The sequence below is a fragment of the Myxococcus sp. CA040A genome, assembly GCF_013336725.1.
Taxonomy (GTDB): domain Bacteria; phylum Myxococcota; class Myxococcia; order Myxococcales; family Myxococcaceae; genus Myxococcus; species Myxococcus llanfairpwllgwyngyllgogerychwyrndrobwllllantysiliogogogochensis.
In genome coordinates, this window is the sequence record NZ_JABUMR010000002.1 from 857,008 (window position 1) to 876,489 (window position 19,482).

At 68.9% G+C, this 19,482-nt stretch carries 15 protein-coding genes; 11 read left to right on the forward strand and 4 right to left on the reverse strand.

All coding sequences use genetic code 11. The features are described 5' to 3' along the window. The first annotated feature begins 239 nt into the window (after nt 1–239). Entirely contained in the window at nt 240–692 is a 453-nt protein-coding gene (locus HUA75_RS10235; RefSeq protein WP_141647391.1) for a DofB protein, read from the forward strand. A gap of 12 nt (nt 693–704) precedes the next feature. Here the strand turns inward: HUA75_RS10235 and HUA75_RS47510 are convergent, their stop codons facing one another. Then, nucleotides 705–1,847 carry a hypothetical protein gene (locus HUA75_RS47510; protein WP_371746086.1) on the reverse strand — a complete coding sequence of 381 codons (1,143 nt, stop codon included), beginning with the start codon at nt 1,845–1,847 and terminating at the stop codon, nt 705–707. Nucleotides 1,848–1,928: 81 nt separating this feature from the next. Here HUA75_RS47510 and lpdA point away from each other — a divergent pair, with 81 nt between their 5' ends. From lpdA to lipB, 5 genes are all read left to right on the forward strand, one after another. Continuing rightward, entirely contained in the window at nt 1,929–3,326 is a 1,398-nt protein-coding gene (gene lpdA, locus HUA75_RS10245; protein WP_174486259.1) for a dihydrolipoyl dehydrogenase, read from the forward strand. A gap of 317 nt (nt 3,327–3,643) precedes the next feature. Then, nucleotides 3,644–4,573, forward strand: coding sequence for a lipoyl synthase (gene lipA / locus HUA75_RS10250; protein ID WP_141649413.1), 930 nt, complete (start codon nt 3,644–3,646; stop codon nt 4,571–4,573). 57 nt (nt 4,574–4,630) lie between these two features. Then, nucleotides 4,631–5,974, forward strand: coding sequence for a dihydrolipoamide acetyltransferase family protein (locus HUA75_RS10255; RefSeq protein ID WP_254627482.1), 1,344 nt, complete (start codon nt 4,631–4,633; stop codon nt 5,972–5,974). Nucleotides 5,975–6,052: 78 nt separating this feature from the next. Beyond that, a complete protein-coding gene (locus HUA75_RS10260; RefSeq protein ID WP_174486260.1) occupies nt 6,053–7,849 on the forward strand; it encodes a ClpX C4-type zinc finger protein in 1,797 nt (598 codons plus the stop codon). Then, nucleotides 7,846–8,931 (forward strand): lipoyl(octanoyl) transferase LipB, encoded by a 1,086-nt coding sequence (gene lipB, locus HUA75_RS10265; RefSeq protein WP_174486261.1) that lies wholly within the window; start codon nt 7,846–7,848, stop codon nt 8,929–8,931. The genes HUA75_RS10260 and lipB overlap by 4 nt, the downstream gene beginning before the upstream one ends. A gap of 31 nt (nt 8,932–8,962) precedes the next feature. Here the strand turns inward: lipB and HUA75_RS10270 are convergent, their stop codons facing one another. The 3 genes from HUA75_RS10270 to glp all read right to left on the reverse strand — a co-directional run bounded on the left by HUA75_RS10270 (nt 8,963) and on the right by glp (nt 11,881). After that, a complete protein-coding gene (locus tag HUA75_RS10270; RefSeq protein ID WP_174486498.1) occupies nt 8,963–9,799 on the reverse strand; it encodes an MBL fold metallo-hydrolase in 837 nt (278 codons plus the stop codon). A 49-nt stretch (nt 9,800–9,848) separates the two neighbouring features. Beyond that, nucleotides 9,849–10,523 (reverse strand): GTP cyclohydrolase II, encoded by a 675-nt coding sequence (gene ribA, locus HUA75_RS10275; RefSeq protein ID WP_141645321.1) that lies wholly within the window; start codon nt 10,521–10,523, stop codon nt 9,849–9,851. 125 nt (nt 10,524–10,648) lie between these two features. Then, entirely contained in the window at nt 10,649–11,881 is a 1,233-nt protein-coding gene (gene glp / locus HUA75_RS10280; RefSeq protein ID WP_174486262.1) for a gephyrin-like molybdotransferase Glp, read from the reverse strand. 175 nt (nt 11,882–12,056) lie between these two features. On the opposite strand from glp, the gene HUA75_RS10285 reads away from it, so the two are divergent. From HUA75_RS10285 to HUA75_RS10305, 5 genes are all read left to right on the forward strand, one after another. After that, a complete protein-coding gene (locus HUA75_RS10285; protein WP_174486263.1) occupies nt 12,057–13,490 on the forward strand; it encodes a protease inhibitor I42 family protein in 1,434 nt (477 codons plus the stop codon). Between the two features lie 107 nt (nt 13,491–13,597). Continuing rightward, nucleotides 13,598–17,404, forward strand: coding sequence for a ribonuclease R (gene rnr / locus HUA75_RS10290; protein ID WP_174486264.1), 3,807 nt, complete (start codon nt 13,598–13,600; stop codon nt 17,402–17,404). Nucleotides 17,405–17,470: 66 nt separating this feature from the next. Further along, nucleotides 17,471–18,193 (forward strand): hypothetical protein, encoded by a 723-nt coding sequence (locus tag HUA75_RS10295; protein ID WP_141645325.1) that lies wholly within the window; start codon nt 17,471–17,473, stop codon nt 18,191–18,193. Between the two features lie 204 nt (nt 18,194–18,397). After that, entirely contained in the window at nt 18,398–19,165 is a 768-nt protein-coding gene (locus tag HUA75_RS10300; RefSeq protein WP_246137422.1) for a hypothetical protein, read from the forward strand. 96 nt (nt 19,166–19,261) lie between these two features. Further along, on the forward strand, nt 19,262–19,477 hold the full coding sequence (locus tag HUA75_RS10305; RefSeq protein WP_141645327.1) for a DUF3185 family protein: 216 nt from the start codon (nt 19,262–19,264) through the stop codon (nt 19,475–19,477). Nucleotides 19,478–19,482: the final 5 nt, after the last annotated feature.

Here is a 19,482-nt window from a genome sequence, read left to right on the forward strand (position 1 = left end):
TATCAGGGCATTCCACGTATCAAACCCCGTTTTCAGGCCGTGTCAGCGTCGACCCGGATGGATTTGTCCGTCACGGCTGCATACGGACAGCAGGATTGCGACGGTGGAGTGATCGCGTGCAGCAGTGACTCTCTTCAACGAAAGGAGTGTTCCTGCTACACATCCAGACGCGCGGCGCTGTGGAGAACGCCGGCCGGGCGCTTCTTGGCATCGAAACCGTCCGCCTCACCGGAGGCATCGTGAACGGCCCCACCACGTACAAGGCAGAGCTCATCGACCGAGTCATCTTCTCCCGCTGGCAGAATCCTCCGACCAAGGAGGACGTCGCGGCGATGCTGGCTCAGATGGAGGAGGCCTCGACGCGGCTCAACTCGCGTCTCATCTACATTGGCTCCGTGAGCCCGAAGTCCAAGGTTCCCGACGCGAACGAGCGCACCATCCTCAACAACTTCCTCGTGGATGCGAGGAAGACGTGTGTCGAGCAGGCGTGGCTCATCTACGAGGGCACGGACCTGCAACACAATCTCCAGCGCGTCATCATCTCCGGCGTGCTCATCCTCACCCGGACCTTCGACAACTTCCTCTCGGTCGCAAAGTCGGGCGAGTCCATTGTCAAGGACGTCAGCGCCGTCCTGAAGAAGGACGCGGCGCCCATCTTCCAGCTCGCCAAGGACCGCGGCCTAGTCGCCTGACGCCGTCGCCGCTCAGCGCGCGCCGAGGATCTCCATCTCCAGGAGCTTGCCGTCCGCGCTCTCGGGGAACACGCTGACCGCGTCCACATCGACCAGGGGCGCGGCGGGGTTGCAGGTCTCCCACTCGCCCGTGCCACGAAACTGGCACACGGTGGGATTGACGAACGAGAAGCCTCCCTCTGGATCATTCAAGCCCACGCCCTTCGGCGTGCGGACGATGGCTCGCAGGGAGCCCGGGCCTTGCGCCCGGACACGGAACCCCACCAGGTGCTTGAGCGTGGGCGCGTAGCCCGCGCGCAGCGCTCCGTCCGCCGACCAGCGCGTGCCCCGCCTCGCGTTGCTCACCGGGACTCCCGTGAGGGGGTCTCCATCGAATGCCTGGAACGCGGGCTGGGCCCCCAGGAGCTGATCCGGCTTCACCGGCGCGGTCTCCACCGGCTTCGCGCTGGCCGCCGTGAGCAGCGCCGGGGCCCGGGCGCCTTGCTGGGCGGCGGCCGCGCGCAGCACGGACAGGGGCAGCAGGTCCGCGCTCGCGCAGCGGGACACCAGTCCATCCAGGAGAGTGCGCACGGTGGGGGGCAGGTCGACGGAGGCCTGGGCGGCGGGGGCGAGCCCCAGTCGGACGATGGAATCACAGGCCGCCGGGGTGCCTGGGCCCGCGTGCTCCAGGCTCCACTGGAGCTCGGGGATGTTCGGCGCTTGACCGACGGCGGTGTCCAGCAGCGCACGGGCCACGGTCTGCGCGCAGGCGTTGACCCTGGAGGGACAGCGCTCGCAGAGGGCGGCGAGCAGCCCCCGCATGGGGGTGTCCGCCCCCTGGGTGAAGGGGGCTCGGGCGGCCAGCGCTCCGCCCAGCTCACAGGCGCGCGGGGGCGGCTTGTCACAGGCGTCCAGCCGCTTGCGGGCCTCGGCCACGACGGTGGGCTCGTCGGGGGCGCGCAGGGTGGCGTCCAGGGTCCGCTCCACCGCGCGGCACTCAGGGGAGGGGGGAAGCGGCGAGGGGGAGGCGGGGGACGTGGCGGTGGCGTCCGGGGGGGGGGAGCTCGCGGGCGAGGCCCCGGCCGTCTCATCCTGGTGCGTCACGCACCACAGGCGGGTGAAGGCGAGCAGCGCCACGAGCATCAGGAGGAGGGTTCTGAGCGGGAAACGGCGCACGAGCAATCTCCTTGATTCCGACCGGGAGCGGGGGTTATCAGCCCCACCGGGTTCCATCCGCAAATAATGACGGAGGCGTGCGTGGCTGAGACGTTCGACGTGGTGATCATCGGTTCGGGCCCTGGCGGCTACGTGGGTGCCATCCGCGCGGGGCAACTCGGGCTGAAGACGGCCATCATCGAGAAGGACAAGCGTCTGGGCGGTACCTGCCTCCACCGCGGGTGCATCCCCACCAAGTCCCTGCTGTGGACGGCGGAGTTGTTCCACCACGTCAAGGAGGCGGGGGACTTCGGCATCGACCTGTCGAGCCCGACGGTCAACTGGCCGAACGCGATGAAGCACAAGGACAAGGTCGTCACCAAGGGTGCCAACGGCATCGACTTCTTGATGAAGAAGAACAAGGTGACGGTCATCAAGGGCCACGGCCGCATCGCCGGCAAGGGCAAGGTGGAAGTCACCGCCGAGGACGGCTCCAAGCAGGTCCTGGACGCGAAGAACATCATCATCGCGACGGGCTCGGTGCCCAAGTCCCTGCCGAACGTGCCGGTGGACCACAAGCGCGTGCTCAACAGCGACTCCGTCCTGCAGCTCGACCGCATCCCCAAGAGCATCATCGTCCTGGGCGCTGGCGCGGTTGGCTGTGAGTTCGCCTCCATCTTCAACCACGTGGGCAGCAAGACCTCCATCGTGGAGTTCCTGCCCGCGCTGCTCCCCATCGAGGACGCGGACATCTCCAAGGAGCTGGAGAAGCTCTTCCGCCGTCGCGGCATCGACGTGCACACCGGCTCCGCGGTGGAGAAGGTGGAGCACACGGCGGACGGCGTGCGCGTCACCATGAAGGTCGGCAGCGAGACGAAGACGCTGGAGGCGGAGCTGCTGCTGTCCGCCGTCGGCCGCTCGCCCGTCACCGAGGACGTGGGCCTGGACAAGACGTCCATCAAGACGGAGCGCGGCTACATCAAGGTCGACGCGATGCTGCGCACCAGCGAGCCCAACGTCTACGCCGTGGGCGACGTCATCCCCACGCCGATGCTGGCCCACATGGCGAGCTCCGAGTGCGTGCTCGCGGTGGAGCACATCGCCGGGAAGAACCCGCAGCCCATCAACTACGACCTCACCCCGTCGGCCACGTACTGCTACCCCGAGGTCGCCTCGGTGGGCCTGACGGAGAAGAAGGCCAAGGAGCGCGGCTACGACGTCAAGATCGGCAACGCCCCGTTCGGCGCGGTGACGAAGTCGTCCATCACCAATGAGGCCACCGGCCTCATCAAGATCGTCTCCGACAAGAAGTACGACGAGGTGCTGGGCATCCACATCATCGGGCCCCACGCCACGGAGCTGCTGGCCGAGGCGTGCGTCGCGCTGAAGCTGGAGATCACCACCGAGGAACTGGCGGGCACCATCCACGCCCACCCGACGCTCTCGGAGATCGTCCACGAGGGCGCCGAGGCCACGCTGGGTCACCCCCGCCACTTCTAGGCCCAGGCTCGTCGAAGGTCAGGCCGTCCCGGAGCGTGGTTCCGAGGACGGCCTTTCCATGTCCGGCGTCCGCTGGGGCGGGTGGCCAGGATGCCTGCACACCAGGAGGGCCAGCGATGGACTGGCACGCCGTCGGGGCAGCGGCGCCCAAGTCGGGACATCCAGGCCCTCCGGTGCCCAGGTCCGGGGCTGCCCGGCCGGAGCGGGAGCATTAGTAGGAAAGCGACGCGCGCGAAGGGCCTGCCAGAGCTGACGCCTCGCGTTAGAGGCTTCAGGCTTGAACGTCTTCCGCCCAAACCATAGAAGGCCCGCGACCCATGGCGACTCCTGATCGGTTCCCGCTGCCCCAGGTGACTGAGACCACCCGCAAGCCGGACTGGCTGAAGGTCCGGCTGCCGCACGGCGAAGGGTACGAGCGGGTCAAGGCCATCGTGAAGCGCACGAAGCTGGCCACCGTCTGCGAAGAGGCCCGCTGCCCGAACATCGCCGAGTGCTGGGGGGGTGGCACGGCCACGGTGATGTTGATGGGTGAGGTGTGCACGCGCGCGTGCCGCTTCTGCCACGTGAAGGTGGGGGCGCCCCCGCCGTTGGATCCGATGGAGCCCATCCATCTGGCCCAGGCCGTCAAGGAGATGGACCTGGAGTACATCGTCGTCACGTCGGTGAACCGGGATGACCGGCCGGACGGCGGCGCCAGCCACTTCGCCTCCGCCATCCGCGAGCTGCGCCGGGAGAGCCCGCGCACCATCGTCGAGGTGCTCATCCCCGACTTCAAGGGCGTGGAGAAGGACCTGACCACGGTGGCCGAGGCCAAGCCGCACGTCGTCGCCCACAACGTGGAGACGGTGGAGCGCCTCACGCCAACAGTGAGAGACCGCCGCGCGAAGTACGCCCAGTCGCTCAAGGTGCTCGAGTACCTGAAGAACCGTCCCGAGGGCCTCTACACCAAGACGTCCGTCATGGTGGGCCTGGGCGAGACGGACGCGGAGCTGGAGCAGACCTTCAAGGACCTGCGTGAAGTGGGCGTGGACGTGCTCACGCTGGGCCAGTACCTGCAGCCCTCGCAGTACCACCTGCGGGTGGAGCGCTTTGTCACCCCGGCGCAGTTCGAGTCGTACAAGAAGCTGGCCGAGTCCTACGGCTTCCTCTACGTGGCTTCGGGTCCGCTGGTGCGCTCCAGCTACCGCGCCGCCGAGTTCTTCATGAAGGGCCTGATGGAGCGCGAGCGCCTCGAGCGGCTCGGCTGACCGGGCCTTCATTCGTGGCTTGACGCAACCCCTGTTCCTCTCGGAAAGACACCCCCCATGGCAACCTTCGAATTCAAGCTCCCCGACCTCGGTGAAGGCGTGATGGAGGGCGAGCTGGTCAAGTGGCACGTCAAGGCCGGCGACGTCGTCAAGGAAGACCAGGTGCTCGCCGAGGTGATGACGGACAAGGCCACCGTCACCGTCCCCAGCCCGAAGGCCGGGCGCGTCGTGTCGACGCACGGCAAGGAAGGGGACATCGCGAAGGTGCACCACCCCCTCGTCACGCTGGAGATCGACGGCGCGGCTCCGGCGCAGGCGGCGGGCCATGGCGCGGCGGCTCCAGCGCAGGCGGCCGCGGCGGCTCCGGCGCAGGCGACGGCTCCCGCGGCGGGTGCTTCGGCGCAGGCGTCGAAGGTGCTGGCCACGCCGGTGACCCGGCGCATGGCGCGCGAGCATGGGTTGGACCTGGCGACCATTCCGGGCAGTGGACCGCAGGGGCGGGTGACGAAGGCGGACGTGGTGGCGGCGCTGGAGGGGGGCGGGGAGCAGAAGAACGTGGTGGCGGCTCCCGCGCAGGCCCGTCCCGCGGTGCCGGCCGTGTCGTCGGGACGGGCGGACGAGCGCGTTCCGCTGCGCGGGCTGCGCAAGAAGATCGCCGAGAAGATGGTGCGCTCGAAGTTCACGATGCCGCACTTCGCCTTCGTGGAAGAAGTGGACGCGACGGACCTGGTGGCACTGCGCACCCGGCTCAACGCGCAGCTCGCGGCGTCGGGTGACAACACCAAGCTCAACTACCTGCCGTTCATCATCAAGGCGACCATCGCCGCGCTGAAGAAGTTCCCGCACCTGAACGCCAACTTCGATGAGGCGGCGCAGGAGCTGGTGGTGCGTGGCGAGTACAACATCGGCATGGCGGTGGCGACGCCGGATGGCCTCACCGTGGCGGTGGTGAAGGACGCGGACCGGCTGACGCTGGCGGAGATTGCTCGCGAGACGGCGCGTCTGGGAGCTGCCGCGAAGGAGCGGAAGCTGAAGCTGGAGGAGCTGACGGGCGGCACCTTCACCATCACCTCGCTGGGGCAGAGCGGTGGCCTGTTCGCCACGCCCATCATCAACCACCCCGAGGTGGGCATCATGGGCGTGCACAAGCTCAAGAAGCGCCCGGCCGTGGTGAAGGATCAGATCGTCATCCGCGACATGATGAACCTGTCGCTGTCGTGCGATCACCGCGTCATCGACGGCTCGGTGGCCGCGGACTTCGTCTACGAAGTCATCAAGTACCTGGAGAAGCCGGACCTGCTGTTCCTGGCCATGGCGTATGTCTCGCCCAGAGGCCCGGGTGGTGTGGTCGCCCGGGTTTCGAGGCTGGGATGTCCCCTGGGCCGCCGGGGAGGGGGCTGACCGCTCGCCGGCGATTGCGTCTCGTGGAATGCGTCGAGGCCGGGCGGTGGTCCACCAAGACGGTTAGGCTCTGTCCGTATGGCCGAGAACCCTCGCGAGCTGATCCGCGCCGCGCAGTCCGCCGAGCTGCGGGGTGACGTGACTCACGCCGTGGAGTGCCTCCAGAAAGCGGCGGCGTTCTATCGGAACGCGGGCAATGCCCCCCGAGCGCTCCAGTTGCTGCGCCATGCGCGCAGGCTGGATACGAGCCGCCTGGACATCCTCGAGGAGGTGAACCGCCTCGAAGGGATGACGGAGACGTTGCCGGCGACTGAAGGGGGCGAGGAGGACGACGACGGCCAACTGGTGCTGTCCGTGGAGGACCTCCCTCTCCCTGAGCTTGTTCGTCGGCAACGCCTCATCCAGGACGCGCTGCGCGATGTGGAGTCGCAGCCGACAGGGAAGTCCCCCGAGCTCGCGGCCTGGGTGCTGGACACGGAAGTGAGCGAGGACCTCCAGCGGCTCGAGGCCCAGCTCGCCCGGGTCGCGGCCTCCGTGGGCCCAGGGGCGTCCGAGGGGCAGAAGCTTCATCCGGCGCGGAGCGCGGCCTCCGTGGACCCAGGGGACTCGAAGGGGTTGGAGTTCCTGTCCGCTCAGAGCGAGGCCTCGGTGGAGTCAGGGGGCTCGAAGGGGTTGGAGTTTCTGGTCGGCCGGAGCGCGGCTTCGGCGGAGTCCACTCCGCGTGGGACGGTTCCGTCCGTGGCTCGGGATGCGTTGCCTTCTCGCGGTTCGGAGTTCGTGCGTGCGGAGCGACCACATTGCGCCGTGGACGAGCAGCTCTTCGAGTCACGATGGAGACCCGGCTCGCCGGAAGGTGAGGAACCGTTCGGAGATGGGCCGCTCGCGCCGACGGGGCAGGCCGGTGCGCGAGACTCGGATGTGGAGGCCTTCGCCGCGCACGCGTCGGAGGACGACACTACGCCGAGGCGCAGGCGCGGACCGCGAATCATCGAGCGCGGACCCGCTCGCGCGGACGCGGCGCTGGATGCGTGGTGCTCGTTCTGCTGCCGCCCTCGCGCGGAGGTCGGAGACCTGGTCGCGGGACCGGCAGGTGCCTTCATCTGCAAGGCGTGTCTGACGGAGTCCGCATCGCTGCTCGGAGACGTGCGTCCCGTGCCGCTCCCGACGCGTCCTCGCTCGCCGGTGCGTGCCTCGGCCGCGATGGACTTCGTGGGTCAGCCCGATGTCCGCTCGTCGATGGAGCGAGCGCTCCAGTCGGGTGCTCGCTGCGTCCTGCTGGTGGGGGCCGAGGGCTGGGGCAAGAGCGTCCTGCTCCAGATGCTCCAGCGACAGGGCAGGGGGACCATCACCCCGGTGGCCTCGCTCGCGGAGGACCTGTCGGCCTCGCCCCTGTTCGTCGAGGACGTGGAGCGCCTGAGCATGGAGCACCAGGCTGCGCTCTCTCTCTTCCTCTCTCGTGAGTCGCGGCCCTCCGTGGTGCTCAGCGCGCGAGGGCTCGCACCCGAGCCGGGGAAGCTCAGCCTGCGCGGAGGCGAGGAGCGCCTCTTGGTGCCCACGACGGAGGCCCTGTCGCGCGCGGCGCGAGGCGTCATCCCCGTGAGCATCCTGGAGCACGTCCAGGTGCTGCTCAGCCTGCACCCGCCCACGCGCGAGGACTACGTGGAGATGGCCCGCGCGCGACTGGCGCTGCGTGAGCCGGCGACCGCGCTGTCCGACAGCGTCCTCTCCGCCTTCGCCGCCGAGGCCGAGCGCTCCCCCCGCGCCGGCCACGAACTCCAGGCACTCCTCCAGCGGGTTCCCCCAGGTACCTGGGAACTCGAGAACGTGACGAAGCCGACGCCCCCTCGAAAGGGCCGGCGGAAGGGAACGTCGTGAACACCATCACCGTCTACCGGCTCGGCCGGGTGGAATACGAGGACGGCCTCAACCTGATGCGCCTCTTCGGCGACTCACGTCGGGAGGGCCTGAGCGGTGACGTGCTGCTGTTGCTGGAGCACCCGCCCGTGCTCACGCTGGGCCGGGGCGCGAAGCGGGAGAACATCACCGCCTCCGATGCGAGCCTCTCCGCCGAGGACGTGAATGTCTTCGAGACCAACCGGGGCGGCGACGTCACCTATCACGGGCCCGGCCAGATAGTCGGCTACCCCATCTTCCTGCTCCCTGAGTCGCGCCGCGACGTCCGCCGCTACGTGCGTGACGTGGAGCGCTCCATCATGCAGGTCCTGTCCGAGTGGGGCATCACCGCGGGCCCCATCGTCAAGTGGCCCGGCGTGTGGATTGGCGAGGAGGGTGCGCCCGACGCGCGGAAGATCGCCGCCATCGGTGTCCACCTGTCCAGGTGGCTCACCACGCACGGCTTCGCGCTCAACGTGAACACGAAGATGGAGCACTTCCGCTTCATCGTGCCCTGCGGAATCCGCGAGGCCGGTGTCACCTCCATGCAGCGGGAGCGCGGGCACGCAGTCCCTGTCCCGGATGTGGAAGAGGCGCTCGCCCGGAGCTTCTGCGCCGTGTTCGACAGCGAGCGCGTGGATGCCCCTGCGCCCATGCGCACCGTCAGCATCGCCGTCGTGCGAGGTCGAGGCCCGGAGGCGCGCGTGTTGCTCCTGCGACGTCGTCCCGAGCGCGGCGGCTTCTGGCAGATCCTCACCGGCCGCGTGGAGGATGGAGAGTCACCCACCCAGGCCGCGATCCGAGAGCTGGAGGAGGAGACGGGCCTTCGACTTCCCGTGGAGGACCTGGCCTACCGTCACTCCTTCGCCATCGGCGAGGCGTTGCCGCCCGTGCTCGTGGAGGAGAGTGGCTTCGCCGTCCACGTCGCGCCGGACACCGAGGTCCGCCTGGGCCCCGAGCACGATGACTTCGAGTGGGTGGACGTCCCCACCGCCATGGAGCGCCTGCCATTCGCGGGGCTGCGCGAGGCGGTGAAGCGCGCGGTGTCAGCGCGCGACAGCTGAAGGAAGCCAGGGCCGCGCCCGCTTCGCGCGGCTACAGCTTGATGACCATCGACTCCTTGGCCGCGATGGCCTCCGGGCGGCGCCTGCGCACCTGCCGCAGCAGCTTGTCCATGGCCGCGTCGTCGCGCGAGGGGTCATGGTGGAAGAGCACCAGCGTCTTCACCTGCGCGGCGTCCGCGGCGGCCACGGCGGCCTGCCACGTCGAGTGGCCCCAGCCCGTGCGCGCCGGCCCACAGCGGCCGTGGTACTCGTCCTCCGTGTACATGGAGTCGTAGATGAGCAGGTCCGCGCCGCGCGCGAAGTCGAACAGCCCCGAGTCCAGATCACTGCCGTGCTCGACATCCGTGGCGTAGACCACGGAGCGGCCACCGCACTCCACGCGGTACCCCAGGTTGCCGCCCGGGTGGTTCAACTCCAACCAGCGCACCTGGGCGGGGCCGAGCTGGAGTGTTCCTCCTGGAGACAGGTCGCGGTACGTGAGCTTCGCGCGGAAGGCCCCCTCCGCCGTCACCGGGAAGTAGGGCTGCACCATCTGCCCACCCAGCAGCTCGCGGGTGGTGCGCCCGTTGCGTGACGGCCCGTTCAGGGTCAGCTCGCTCGTCGGGATGAAGATGGGCGCGAAGAAGGGAAGGCCCTGCAGGTGGTCGTAGTGGTAGTGCGAGATGAAGATGTTGCCGCGCACCGGCCCGGGGGGGCCCAGGAGCAAGGAATCGCCCAGCGCACGCGCTCCCGAGCCCAGGTCGAAGATCAGCAGCTCGTCCCCACACCGCACTTCCACGCACGGCGTGTTGCCGCCGTAGCGCTTCGTCTGCGGACCAGGGGAGGGGATGGAGCCGCGCACTCCCCAGAAGCGCACCTCGAAGGGCACACGGGCTTGATTGCGCACGACGGCGTTGCGCCGCCGCGCAGGCGCCTTCTCAGCCGGCCTTGGCTTCCGTGTCGTCGTCCTCGGCGAAGAGCTCAATCAGGTGCCCCGTACGCTCGCGCTTCGTCCTCAGGTAGTCGACGTTATGCGGATTGTGCTCGGTCCGGGAAGGGATTCGACGCAGGACGGGAATGCCTTCCTCCACCATCCCGGCGATCTTCAGCGGATTGTTGGTGATGAGGTCCACCGAGCGTACGTCCAGCGAGCGCAGCATCTCCGCCGCGATGTCGTAGCTGCGCAGGTCGTCCGCGAAGCCGAGTTGGCGGTTGGCCTCGTACGTGTCCAGCCCCTTGGACTGGAGGGCGTACGCCTTGATTTTGTTGCCCAGGCCGATGCCTCGGCCTTCCTGGCGCAGGTAGAGCACCACGCCCAGCTTCTGCTGGGTGATGAAGTCCAGCGCCCGGTCCAACTGCTCGCGGCAGTCGCACTTCAAGCTGCCGAAGACCTCGCTCGTCAGGCACTCGGAGTGGATTCGCACCGGCACCCCTTCCTCCGCGGACACGTTGCCCGCGACGAGCGCCACGTGCTCTCGGCCGTTGCGGCGATCCCTGAACACGATGGTCCGCAGGGGACCCCGCTCCGTGGGGATGTCCGCCTCCGAGAACCGCTCCAGGTGCTGCGTCGGTTTACGGGTCGGAAGAACCTGGGGTGAGCGAATGTCCGACATGATGGTTCATTCTCCAGATGCGAGGCCCCCTGTTTGGTGCCCCCATGCGCGCAAGTCAAGGCGGACTCACCACCGCTGCCGCCTGAAATCCTCCGCAAAGATGCACGATGGACGGCTCCGGTTTCTCAAGCCCCCCAGGAGAGCGGCAACAATTCCACCGGGTCTCCATGAGACAAGCTGCTGGCTTCCCGCGCGAAGTGCAGCAGATGCGTGGCCGTCGCCGCGGAACGGAGCACGCCCGACGTCTGGGTGGCCAGGGGGCGCGCCCAGAGGTTGCCGTCCTTCCAGGCAGCCGTCACCCGGACGAAGTGCGCCAGCCCTGGAGGCTTGGACAGCCGACCGTCCAGGCGCCCAGGCACTCGCGAGGGGTCCACGTCGGTGTGGCCGAGCAGCCTGCGGAGCGCCGGCCTGACGAAGAGCTCGAAGGTGACCAGCGACGAGGTGGGGTTGCCCGGCAGACCGAAGAACAGCGTGCTTCCACGCTTGCCCACCACCAGCGGCTTGCCCGGCTTGATGGCCACGCGCCACAGGTGCTGTTGCACCCCGATGGCGGCAAGGACCTCCTTCACGTAGTCGCGCTCGCCCACGGACACGCCCGCGCTGGTGAGCACCACGTCGAAGCCGTGGGCGCGCGACAGGAACTCGCCCACGGAGTCCCGCGTGTCCTGGGCGATGCCCAGCAGGGACGGGTGCCCGCCCGCGCGGCGGACCGCGAGCGCCAGTGACGGGGCGTTGGTGTCGACGATGCGGCCCCTGGGGGGCTCGTCGGCGCGGCACAGCTCGTCGCCCGTGGAGAGGATGGCCACCCGGGGCGCGCGCGGCACCGGCGCCGACAGGATGCCCTGGGCCCAGAGCAACCCCAGCTCGGGGATGCCCAGCGGGGTGCCTCGGGCCAGCAAGAGTGTCCCTTCCTTCGCGTCCTCGCCGCGGGGCCTCACGTGCTGGCCCGACTCCACGGCATCCAGGATGTCCACCTGATCCGCGCCCCCATCCGGCACGGGGCGGACCCGCTCGCGCATGACCACGGCGTCCGCGCCTACGGGGAGGGGAGCGCCCGTCATGATCCGCACACAGGTGCCAGGCCGAACCTCCTGGCGCGGCGTGCCGCCCGCGTAGACGGTCTCCAACACCGGCAGTCTCACCGGCAGCGAGCCCGCCAGGTCGTCGGCGCGCACTGCGTAGCCGTCCATCGCCGAGTTGTCCCAGGGAGGCAGCGTCCGCTGGGCAAGCACGTCCTCCGCCAGCGTCCTGCCCAGCGCATCATCGAGGGCCAGCCACTCGGCCGACAGGGGCGTGGCCAGGGCCAGCACCCGGGCTCGGGCCTCGTCTTCCGGAAGCAGCGTCGCGGCGTCGTTCATGGGCGTCATCTTCAGCCCGGTTCGCACCCAAAGTCCGAGAGAAAATCAAGTGTTAGTTTGACAGCCCATCTGATCATCGTTACAAGCTCCAATCATCGCGAAGCCTGCCAGTCCTCCTGGGGGTGGCGTGGCAACCCGTTGAAAGTACACGGGAACTCTCAAGGAGACAGCGTCGATGGCCAAGCCCAAGTCCGGGGCCAAGAAGGCGACTCCCGCTGGAAAGACTGGCGCGAAGTCCGCCGCGAAGAAGGATAAATCCGCCCGGCTGGACCTGATCAAGAACGCGTCCAAGCGGGTCGCTACCTCGACGACGAAGCTGGTGAAGGGGGTCGGGGATTCGGTGACGAAGGGCGCGAAGGCCGCAGCGAAGAAGGCGGCCGTCGAGACCGCTCCCGAGAAGGAGAAGGTCATCGAGAAGGACAAGGCTGTCGAGAAGGAGAAGGCCGCGGAGAAGGCGCCTTCCAAGAAGTCAGCGGCGAAGCCCGCTCCCGCCGCGAAGTCCGCGACGGCGAAGGCGGCGGCTCCCGCTGCGAAGACTCCCGCTGGAACGAAGGGCACGACGGGCAAGGGCGCCGGAAAGGCCGCCTCCGCTCCCGCGGTTCCCGCCGTGGAGAAGCCGCGTCCTCGCGCCACCAAGCTGCCGCCCCCGGGCGAGCCGCTCACCAAGCGTGAGATGGAGCAGCTGCTCACCGCGGGCGAGGGTCGTGGCGTGATGGGCGAGGGCAGCCTCAAGGGCCGTCTGGTCGTCCTCAACGAGCTGCCCAACCTGGTGGTGGTGGGGCGCGACAAGCGAGAGCTCACGTTCCTGCTGCAGGGACCGGATCAGGAAGTCCTCCCCGCCTACGTGAACCACAAGGTCTCCGTCAGCGGGATGATCCGCAAGACGACCAACCACGGCGGCGTGGTGGACGTGCGCAAGTACTCCGCGAAGAAGCCGGAGGCCGAGGTCGTGGAGGCTCCGCCCGCGGACACCGAGCCCCGGCTGCGCTACCTGTCGCCCGGTGAAGTCTCCATGGTGACGGCGGCCGGCATGGGCGCGGGCATCAAGGGCTTCGCGGCCGTGCGCGGAAACCTGGAGATGAACGGCGAGGAGTTCATCCTCGTCGTCTCCAACGGCGGCACGCGCCAGCAGGTGTCGTTCCTCATCGAGGGCAAGGCCGCCGTCAAGAGCCTGCGCAAGAACGTGGGCCACACGCTGCAGGTCATGGGCGTGGTGGACAAGCTCTCCGGCTGGGGTGGTCGCATCACCGCGGAGAACGTGGAGCCGCGTCCGTCGGAAGCTCGCGCCGTGTCGCGCGACGAGATGGAGATGGTCCACATCGAGGGCGAGGTCCCCACGTCCGTGGACGTGAAGCTCAACCACGGCCTCACCGTGCGCCTGCCCGAGCAGCCCGGGTTCACCTGGGCCATCGAGCCCACGGCGGCCAAGCGCGTGGGTCTGCGCGAAGCCAACTTCGAACCGGGTCCCAACGGCGGCTCGGCCACGCGCGAGTTTTTCTTCACTCCCCGAAACCCGGGGACTTTCGAGGTGGAGTTCTTCCTGGCCAAGGCGCTGACGCCGGGCCTGGTGGACCGCTCCTTCAAGATCAACGTCACGGTCAAGCCCTGAACTTCGCTTCCTGGAGAAGGTTCCGGGAAGCAGTCGGTCGCCGGGGGGTTCCCGCCCGGCCGCTTCGGGCTTACCCGTTCCCGTAGCGGCCGAGCCGCGACCCCACCGTGAGCATTTCTTCCGACCTTCTCCAGCAGATCCTCTCCGACGCCGACCACCCGCTGGGCATCAAGGAGCTCCTGCGACTCGCGGGCCTGCACCCTGGCCAGCAGACCGAGCTCAAGCGCTCCCTCCGGGACCTCGTGCGTCAGGGCCACATCGTCAAGGAGGGCAAGCGCTTCCTGCGCCCCCAACCTCGGCGTGATGACGGCCTGCCTGTTCCTCCCCCCGTAGCTCCCGACGTGCCGGACGTCGTCGCCGTGCGCGGCGACCACCGACCCCGGCAGGAGAAGGGGCGCCCCTATGACGCCCCCACGCGCGAGCGCCTCACGGGCCAGGGTGCCCGAGGCCAGGAGGGCGGTGGCTTCAAGGGCGGCTCACCCAACGCCCAAGGCTCGCGAGATTTCGCGCGGACCGACGGCGCGCGTGGCCGCGAGCGCCGGGACTTCAACAAGCCGGGCTCGTCGCGTCGTGACGAGGGGCGCGAGCGCTTCGGTCATCGGGGCCCGCGTCGTCCGGCGTTCGGCGAGGTGTTGGACACGGTGGAGGGAATCCTCCACGTCCACCGCGACGGCTTCGGCTTCGTGCATCCGGTGGGTGGAGAGGGCGAGAACATCTTCCTGCCTCCCGCCGAGGCGCAGCGCGCGCTCGACAATGACCGGGTGGTGGTGGAAGTGGCGGGTCGGCCCGGCCGGTACGAGGGGCGCCTGGTGCGCGTCGTCGACCGTCGCCGCGAGCTGGCGGTGGGCGTCTACACGACGCAGGGCCGCCATGCGCTGGTGCTGCCCACCGACACCAGCCTTCCCGGCCCCATCCGCGTGCCGCAGACGCAGATGGCCCAGGAAGGAGACCTGGTGAAGGTGCGCCTGGGCGTGGGCGCGAACCTGTTGGAGCCGGGACGCGGACTGTTCGGCGAGGTGGCCGGCTCGCTCGGCAAGCCGGGGACTCCCAGCTCGGAAGTGATTGGCATCGCCTACTCGCAGGGCTTCTCGGACGAGTTCCCTCCGGAGGTCATGGACGAGGCGGACCGCTACGCCGTGAAGGTGTCGGAGGAAGAGGCGAGCGGCGAGCAGCGCAAGGACCTGCGCTCGATGCAGCTCGTCACCATCGACGGTGAGGACGCGCGCGACTTCGACGACGCGGTGTACGTGGAGGACCTCGCGGGCGGGTGGCGGCTGGTGGTCGCCATCGCGGACGTGACGCACTACGTGCGCGAGCGCAGCGCATTGGACGCGGAGGCCCTGCGTCGCGCGACGTCCGTGTACCTGCCGGACCGCGTGCTGCCCATGCTTCCGGAGCGGCTCAGCAACGGCATCTGCTCCCTGCGGCCGGACGAAGACCGGCTGTGCATGGTGGCGGACATGACGTTCGACGCCCAGGGACAGCGGCGCTCGTCCACGCTCTACCCGGCGGTGATGCGCAGCGCGGCGCGCTGCACGTACAACGAGGTGCAGGACGTTCTCGACGGCAAGAGCGTGCCGCACCGCGATGCCTTCAAGCCGCACTTCGAGAAGATGATGTCGCTGGCCCGCGCGCTGATGAAGATGCGCAAGGAGCGGGGCGCCATCGACTTCGACATCCCCGAGCACAAGGTAGTGCTGGGCAAGGACGGCCTGCCCGAGCGCATGGACAAGCGCGAGCGCAAGGACAGCCACCGGCTCATCGAGGAGTGCATGCTCGCCGCCAACGAGGCGGTGGCGCGCTTCTTCCAGGACGAGGGCCTGCCCACGGTGTACCGGTTCCATGGCGAGCCGGACCCGGAGAAGCTGGCTGCCTTCGGGGCGCTGGCGCAGGCGTATGGCTTCAAGCTGGTCATCGACGACGGCGTGTCCTCGAAGGAGCTGGATGCGTTCATCAGCCAGCTCACGGGTCACCCGGAGCAGCGGGCGCTGAACCAGCTCCTGCTTCGCTCGATGATGCAGGCCGTGTACACGCCGTCGAAGGTGGGCCACTACGGCCTCGCGGCGGAGCACTACCTGCACTTCACCTCGCCCATCCGGCGGTATCCGGACCTGCTGGTGCACCGGCTGTTGAAGGCGCACTGGGCGCGGGAGGGGCGCAAGCCGTCCCTGGCGATGTTGGACCGCGAGGAGGAGAAGCTCGAGGACATGGCCATGCAGTGCTCCGACAGGGAGCGCGCGGCCATGCAGGTGGAGCGAGAGGTGGTGTCCTTCTACGCGACCCTGATGATGAAGGACCGGGTCGGCGAGGAGTTCGCGGCCACCGTGGCGGCCATCACCGACTTCGGGTTCTTCGTCGAACTGGACGCCGAGCACGTCGAGGGTCTGGTGAAGGCGGAGACGCTGGGGCCCGGCTCGAAGCTGGACAAGCAGACGCACTCGCTCGTGTATCCGAACGGGCGGCGCGTGCGCGTGGGGCAGAAGCTGCGCGTGCGACTGCTATCGGCGAATCCGACGGCGCGGAAGATCGACTTCGACGCGCTCCAGTTCGCGGGCGAAGCGCCGCTGTCGCGTCATGAGGGTGGCGCACCCGCGCGTCGTCGCCCCGAGCCGCGCGAGCAGCAACTGCCGTACGGCAAGCCCAAGCCGGGCAAGCCCGGACAGTGGGAGCGCGACACGACCAAGGGAGCGCCGGCTCGCTCCTGGGCCGCGCGTGAGGAACCCTCTCGTCCTCGTGGGCGCTTCGTGCGCGAGGGGCGACGCGAGGAGGCCTCGCCTCCCCGCAGCGAGTCCACGTTCAAGAAGCCCTGGCGAGACGACACGGCGAAGACGCAAGCCGGTCCTCCGGGGGCTCGGTCCCCGGGAGAAGCTCACGGGCCGAAGCGGCGGATGTTCGTGCGGCCGGAGCAGGGCGCGAGCTCGGATGTGAGCAGCGCGCCCGTGCAGGAGACGCAAGAGGTCCGCGAGGAAACCGTTCCCGAGGTGCCTGACACGACGACGTCCTGGTCGGATCCGAGCACGAGCGAGAGCATGGGGGCGTCACCGCATCCCGGCTTTGACCGGCTGCGTGCGTTGGCCTCGCAGAGCCAGCCCGTGGGGAAGGGTGGCCGGCCCTCGCAGCCGCGTCATGGGCAGGGGCAGGGACGTGGAGGCAAGCCCGCGTCGAAGGACTCTCGCTTCAACCGCCCCGCGTCCGTGTTCGTGCCACCGAAGCCGCCCGTGGAGACGAAGCCCGAGTTCGCGCCGGAGAACTGGCAGCCTTCGGTTCCGCCCGAGCCTCCGGCGAAGCCGCCGGTTCGCGAGCAGCGAGAGCCCGCAGCGCGTTCGACGCCCGAGGTGGTGGCGGCGCGGCCCGCGGAGGTCCCCGCGAAGTCGCCTGAGCGTCTGTCGCCCCCAGCGGCGGAAGTCCGCGCTCCGCCTGTGTCCGAGTCGCCTGTTGCTCGGCCCACGACGGAGGTAGCCACGCAGCCTGGGCCCAAGAGCGAGAGCGTCAATCCCTCGCCCGAGAAGGCACCGAAGCGCACGACCGCCGTCAAGCGTGGTGCGGCCAAGGCGTCCTCGGAGGCGGCCCCGGTGGCGCGTTCTCCGACCGCGAGACCGAAGGCGGTGGGCAAGAAGCCCGTCGTCACGGTGAAGAAGGCCGCTTCGGGCAAGGCTCCGGCTCCGGTGAAGAAGGCCGCGGCAAAGAAGGCCGCTCCTTCGAAGCCCGTCGCCAAGAAGTCGCCCAAGGCCAAGGTCGCGAAGGCCAAGGTGGCCACGGCGAAGCCGACCAGGTCCAAGGTGCCCAAGACCCAGGTGAAGTCGCCCCGGTCGAAGGCTCCCAAGGTCCAGGCGAAGAGCGCGGCGAAGCCCGGCAAGTCACCTGCGTCGGGCGGCAAGGGGCGCGGCGCGGTCAAGGGGCGGACGAAGCGCTGACGCCTGTCGCTGACGTGTATCGAGGACGCTGGCCTGGAGATTCGCGTGCTTCACCGTCCTCGCTACATGCCGGCCGACCTGTCTTCGGCGCCGCTGTCCTTCGCTTGGAGCAACGAAATCGCTGTCTCGTTCAGCGATCCGAACGCGCAGCCTCGGCAGTTGGTCGAGAAGATCTGGTCGCTCGACTACAAAGCCAAGGCGGCTCTTGGCCTGGCTTGCCTGGAGTGGGTGCTCTTTCGGCTGGATGGCCACACGGATGTCGGAGATCCGCTCCAGCGTGTCGAGGCCGCCTGGGCATCCATCCTCGACACGGGCTATGCGAGGAGCCTGGATTTCGACGACGTCCGTGACGAGGTCAATCGCAAGGGAGATCCCGACGGGCCTCGCCAGAAGGCGCTGATCCTCCTCGATGACCTGCACTTCGCCTGGGGCAAGAGCCGCACGGCGCTCGAATGGACCGCGGTCAAATCCGCGCACCTCGCGCGCAGGGTGGTGCCCGCGTCGAGTGGGTACGAGGACTGGCTGGAACGCACCTTGGCCGCACTGAGCGCGGCCCATCCGTGCAGCGCTGGGTTCTCGCACAGCGCACGGACCTTCGACCATTCCGCCGAACCACCGATTCCGCGTGCCTGGTTCGAGTCGCTCACCGTGCCTCTCGATGAGGCGGCGGACCGCGCCGCATGGGACGCGTTCCTGCGGGGATTGGACCCGGCCGACAACCCCTACCTCGTGCTGGCGGACGAACTCCGCGCAGAGGGTTTCAGGGGCGAGCCGTATCGACTGGCCTGAGCGCGCGCCCATGGGGGCCACTCGAGGCGCGCGACACTGCCACCTGTCCCGTGTGAATTTTTCTCCAGGGACCTCGTCCTGAGCGTGCCCATGGACATTGACGGTCCATGGTCAGTCCTCCTGCACAGTCCCCCCGGAGATGACATGTATTCGCGCGCCCTTGTCTCAGCCCTGGTTGTCTTCGCTTTCGTCGGTTGTGCCGGAATGACCGTGACCACGACCTCGACGGGGCTTGACGGTAAGACCACCGTTCGCAGCTCGGACCCGGCGGAGCAGGCACGCATCGACGCGAAGGAGCGCGACAAGGAGGCCTACGCCAAGGCCATCGCCGAAGCACCTCGGCGTTCGCCCCAGGACCCCATCCAGGTCGCCGTGTTCGAGACGACGGTCGCTGAAGCGCTCTCCAAGGCGCTCGACCGGAAGCAGCTCGACGAATCTCTCCGGCGCGAACTCTCCGCCGACCCCCTGTTGCGCATCGTGCCGGTGACGGGGCTGACTGGCAGCGCGGCGCGAATCGGTGCGTCGGATGAGGATCGCATCGCCGCCGCCCGTGAGAAGGGCATCTCTCCGGATGTGTGGGTCATGCCGCATGTCATGCTGGAGGACGCGGTGGGGTCGAGCGGCGGGAGGCTTGTCTCCGTGAAGGCCTTCACGCTTCTCAGTGGCGTGGTGTCCGCGTACGGGACCGGCGCGACGCAGTCCAAGGAGCAGGGGACGGTCTTCCAGAACGCGCAGGTGGTGAGGAACGCCGCGATGAGCATTCGTGCCGCCGTCGTGGGGGGACTCGGGCCGAACCTTCCCGACCACGAAGCGGTGGCCGCGCTGCAGGAAGAGCGTCGGCGGAAGGCGGCGGACACCATCGCGGAGCAGGCTGGAATCCTGCCCGAGGACGACACGGCGACCCGGATGAGGAAGCTCATGGACCTGGCGAAGCAGCCCAAGCAGCCTGCTCAGTCGTCCGCGCAGGAGTAGGCAGGCGACGCCGTTGGGGGACGCCCCTCATTTCCACCGGGCGCTCTCCTGGGGCGCTATAACGCTCTCGGTTCAACTCGAGGAGTCACCGTGGGAATGATTCGGCTCGTGGGAGTGATGCTCGCCGTCGCGGGCGGCGTGTTGCTGTGGACGGGACTGAATGCGCGCGAGTCGTTGACCGAGCGCGCGACGCAGGCCCTCACGGGCAAGTACAGCGAGAACACCACGCTGTACATCGCGGGCGGCGGCGCCGCGCTGGCGGGTGGCATCCTCCTCGCACTTCTCGGCGGCGGCTCGCGCAAGCGTCGTTAGCCGCG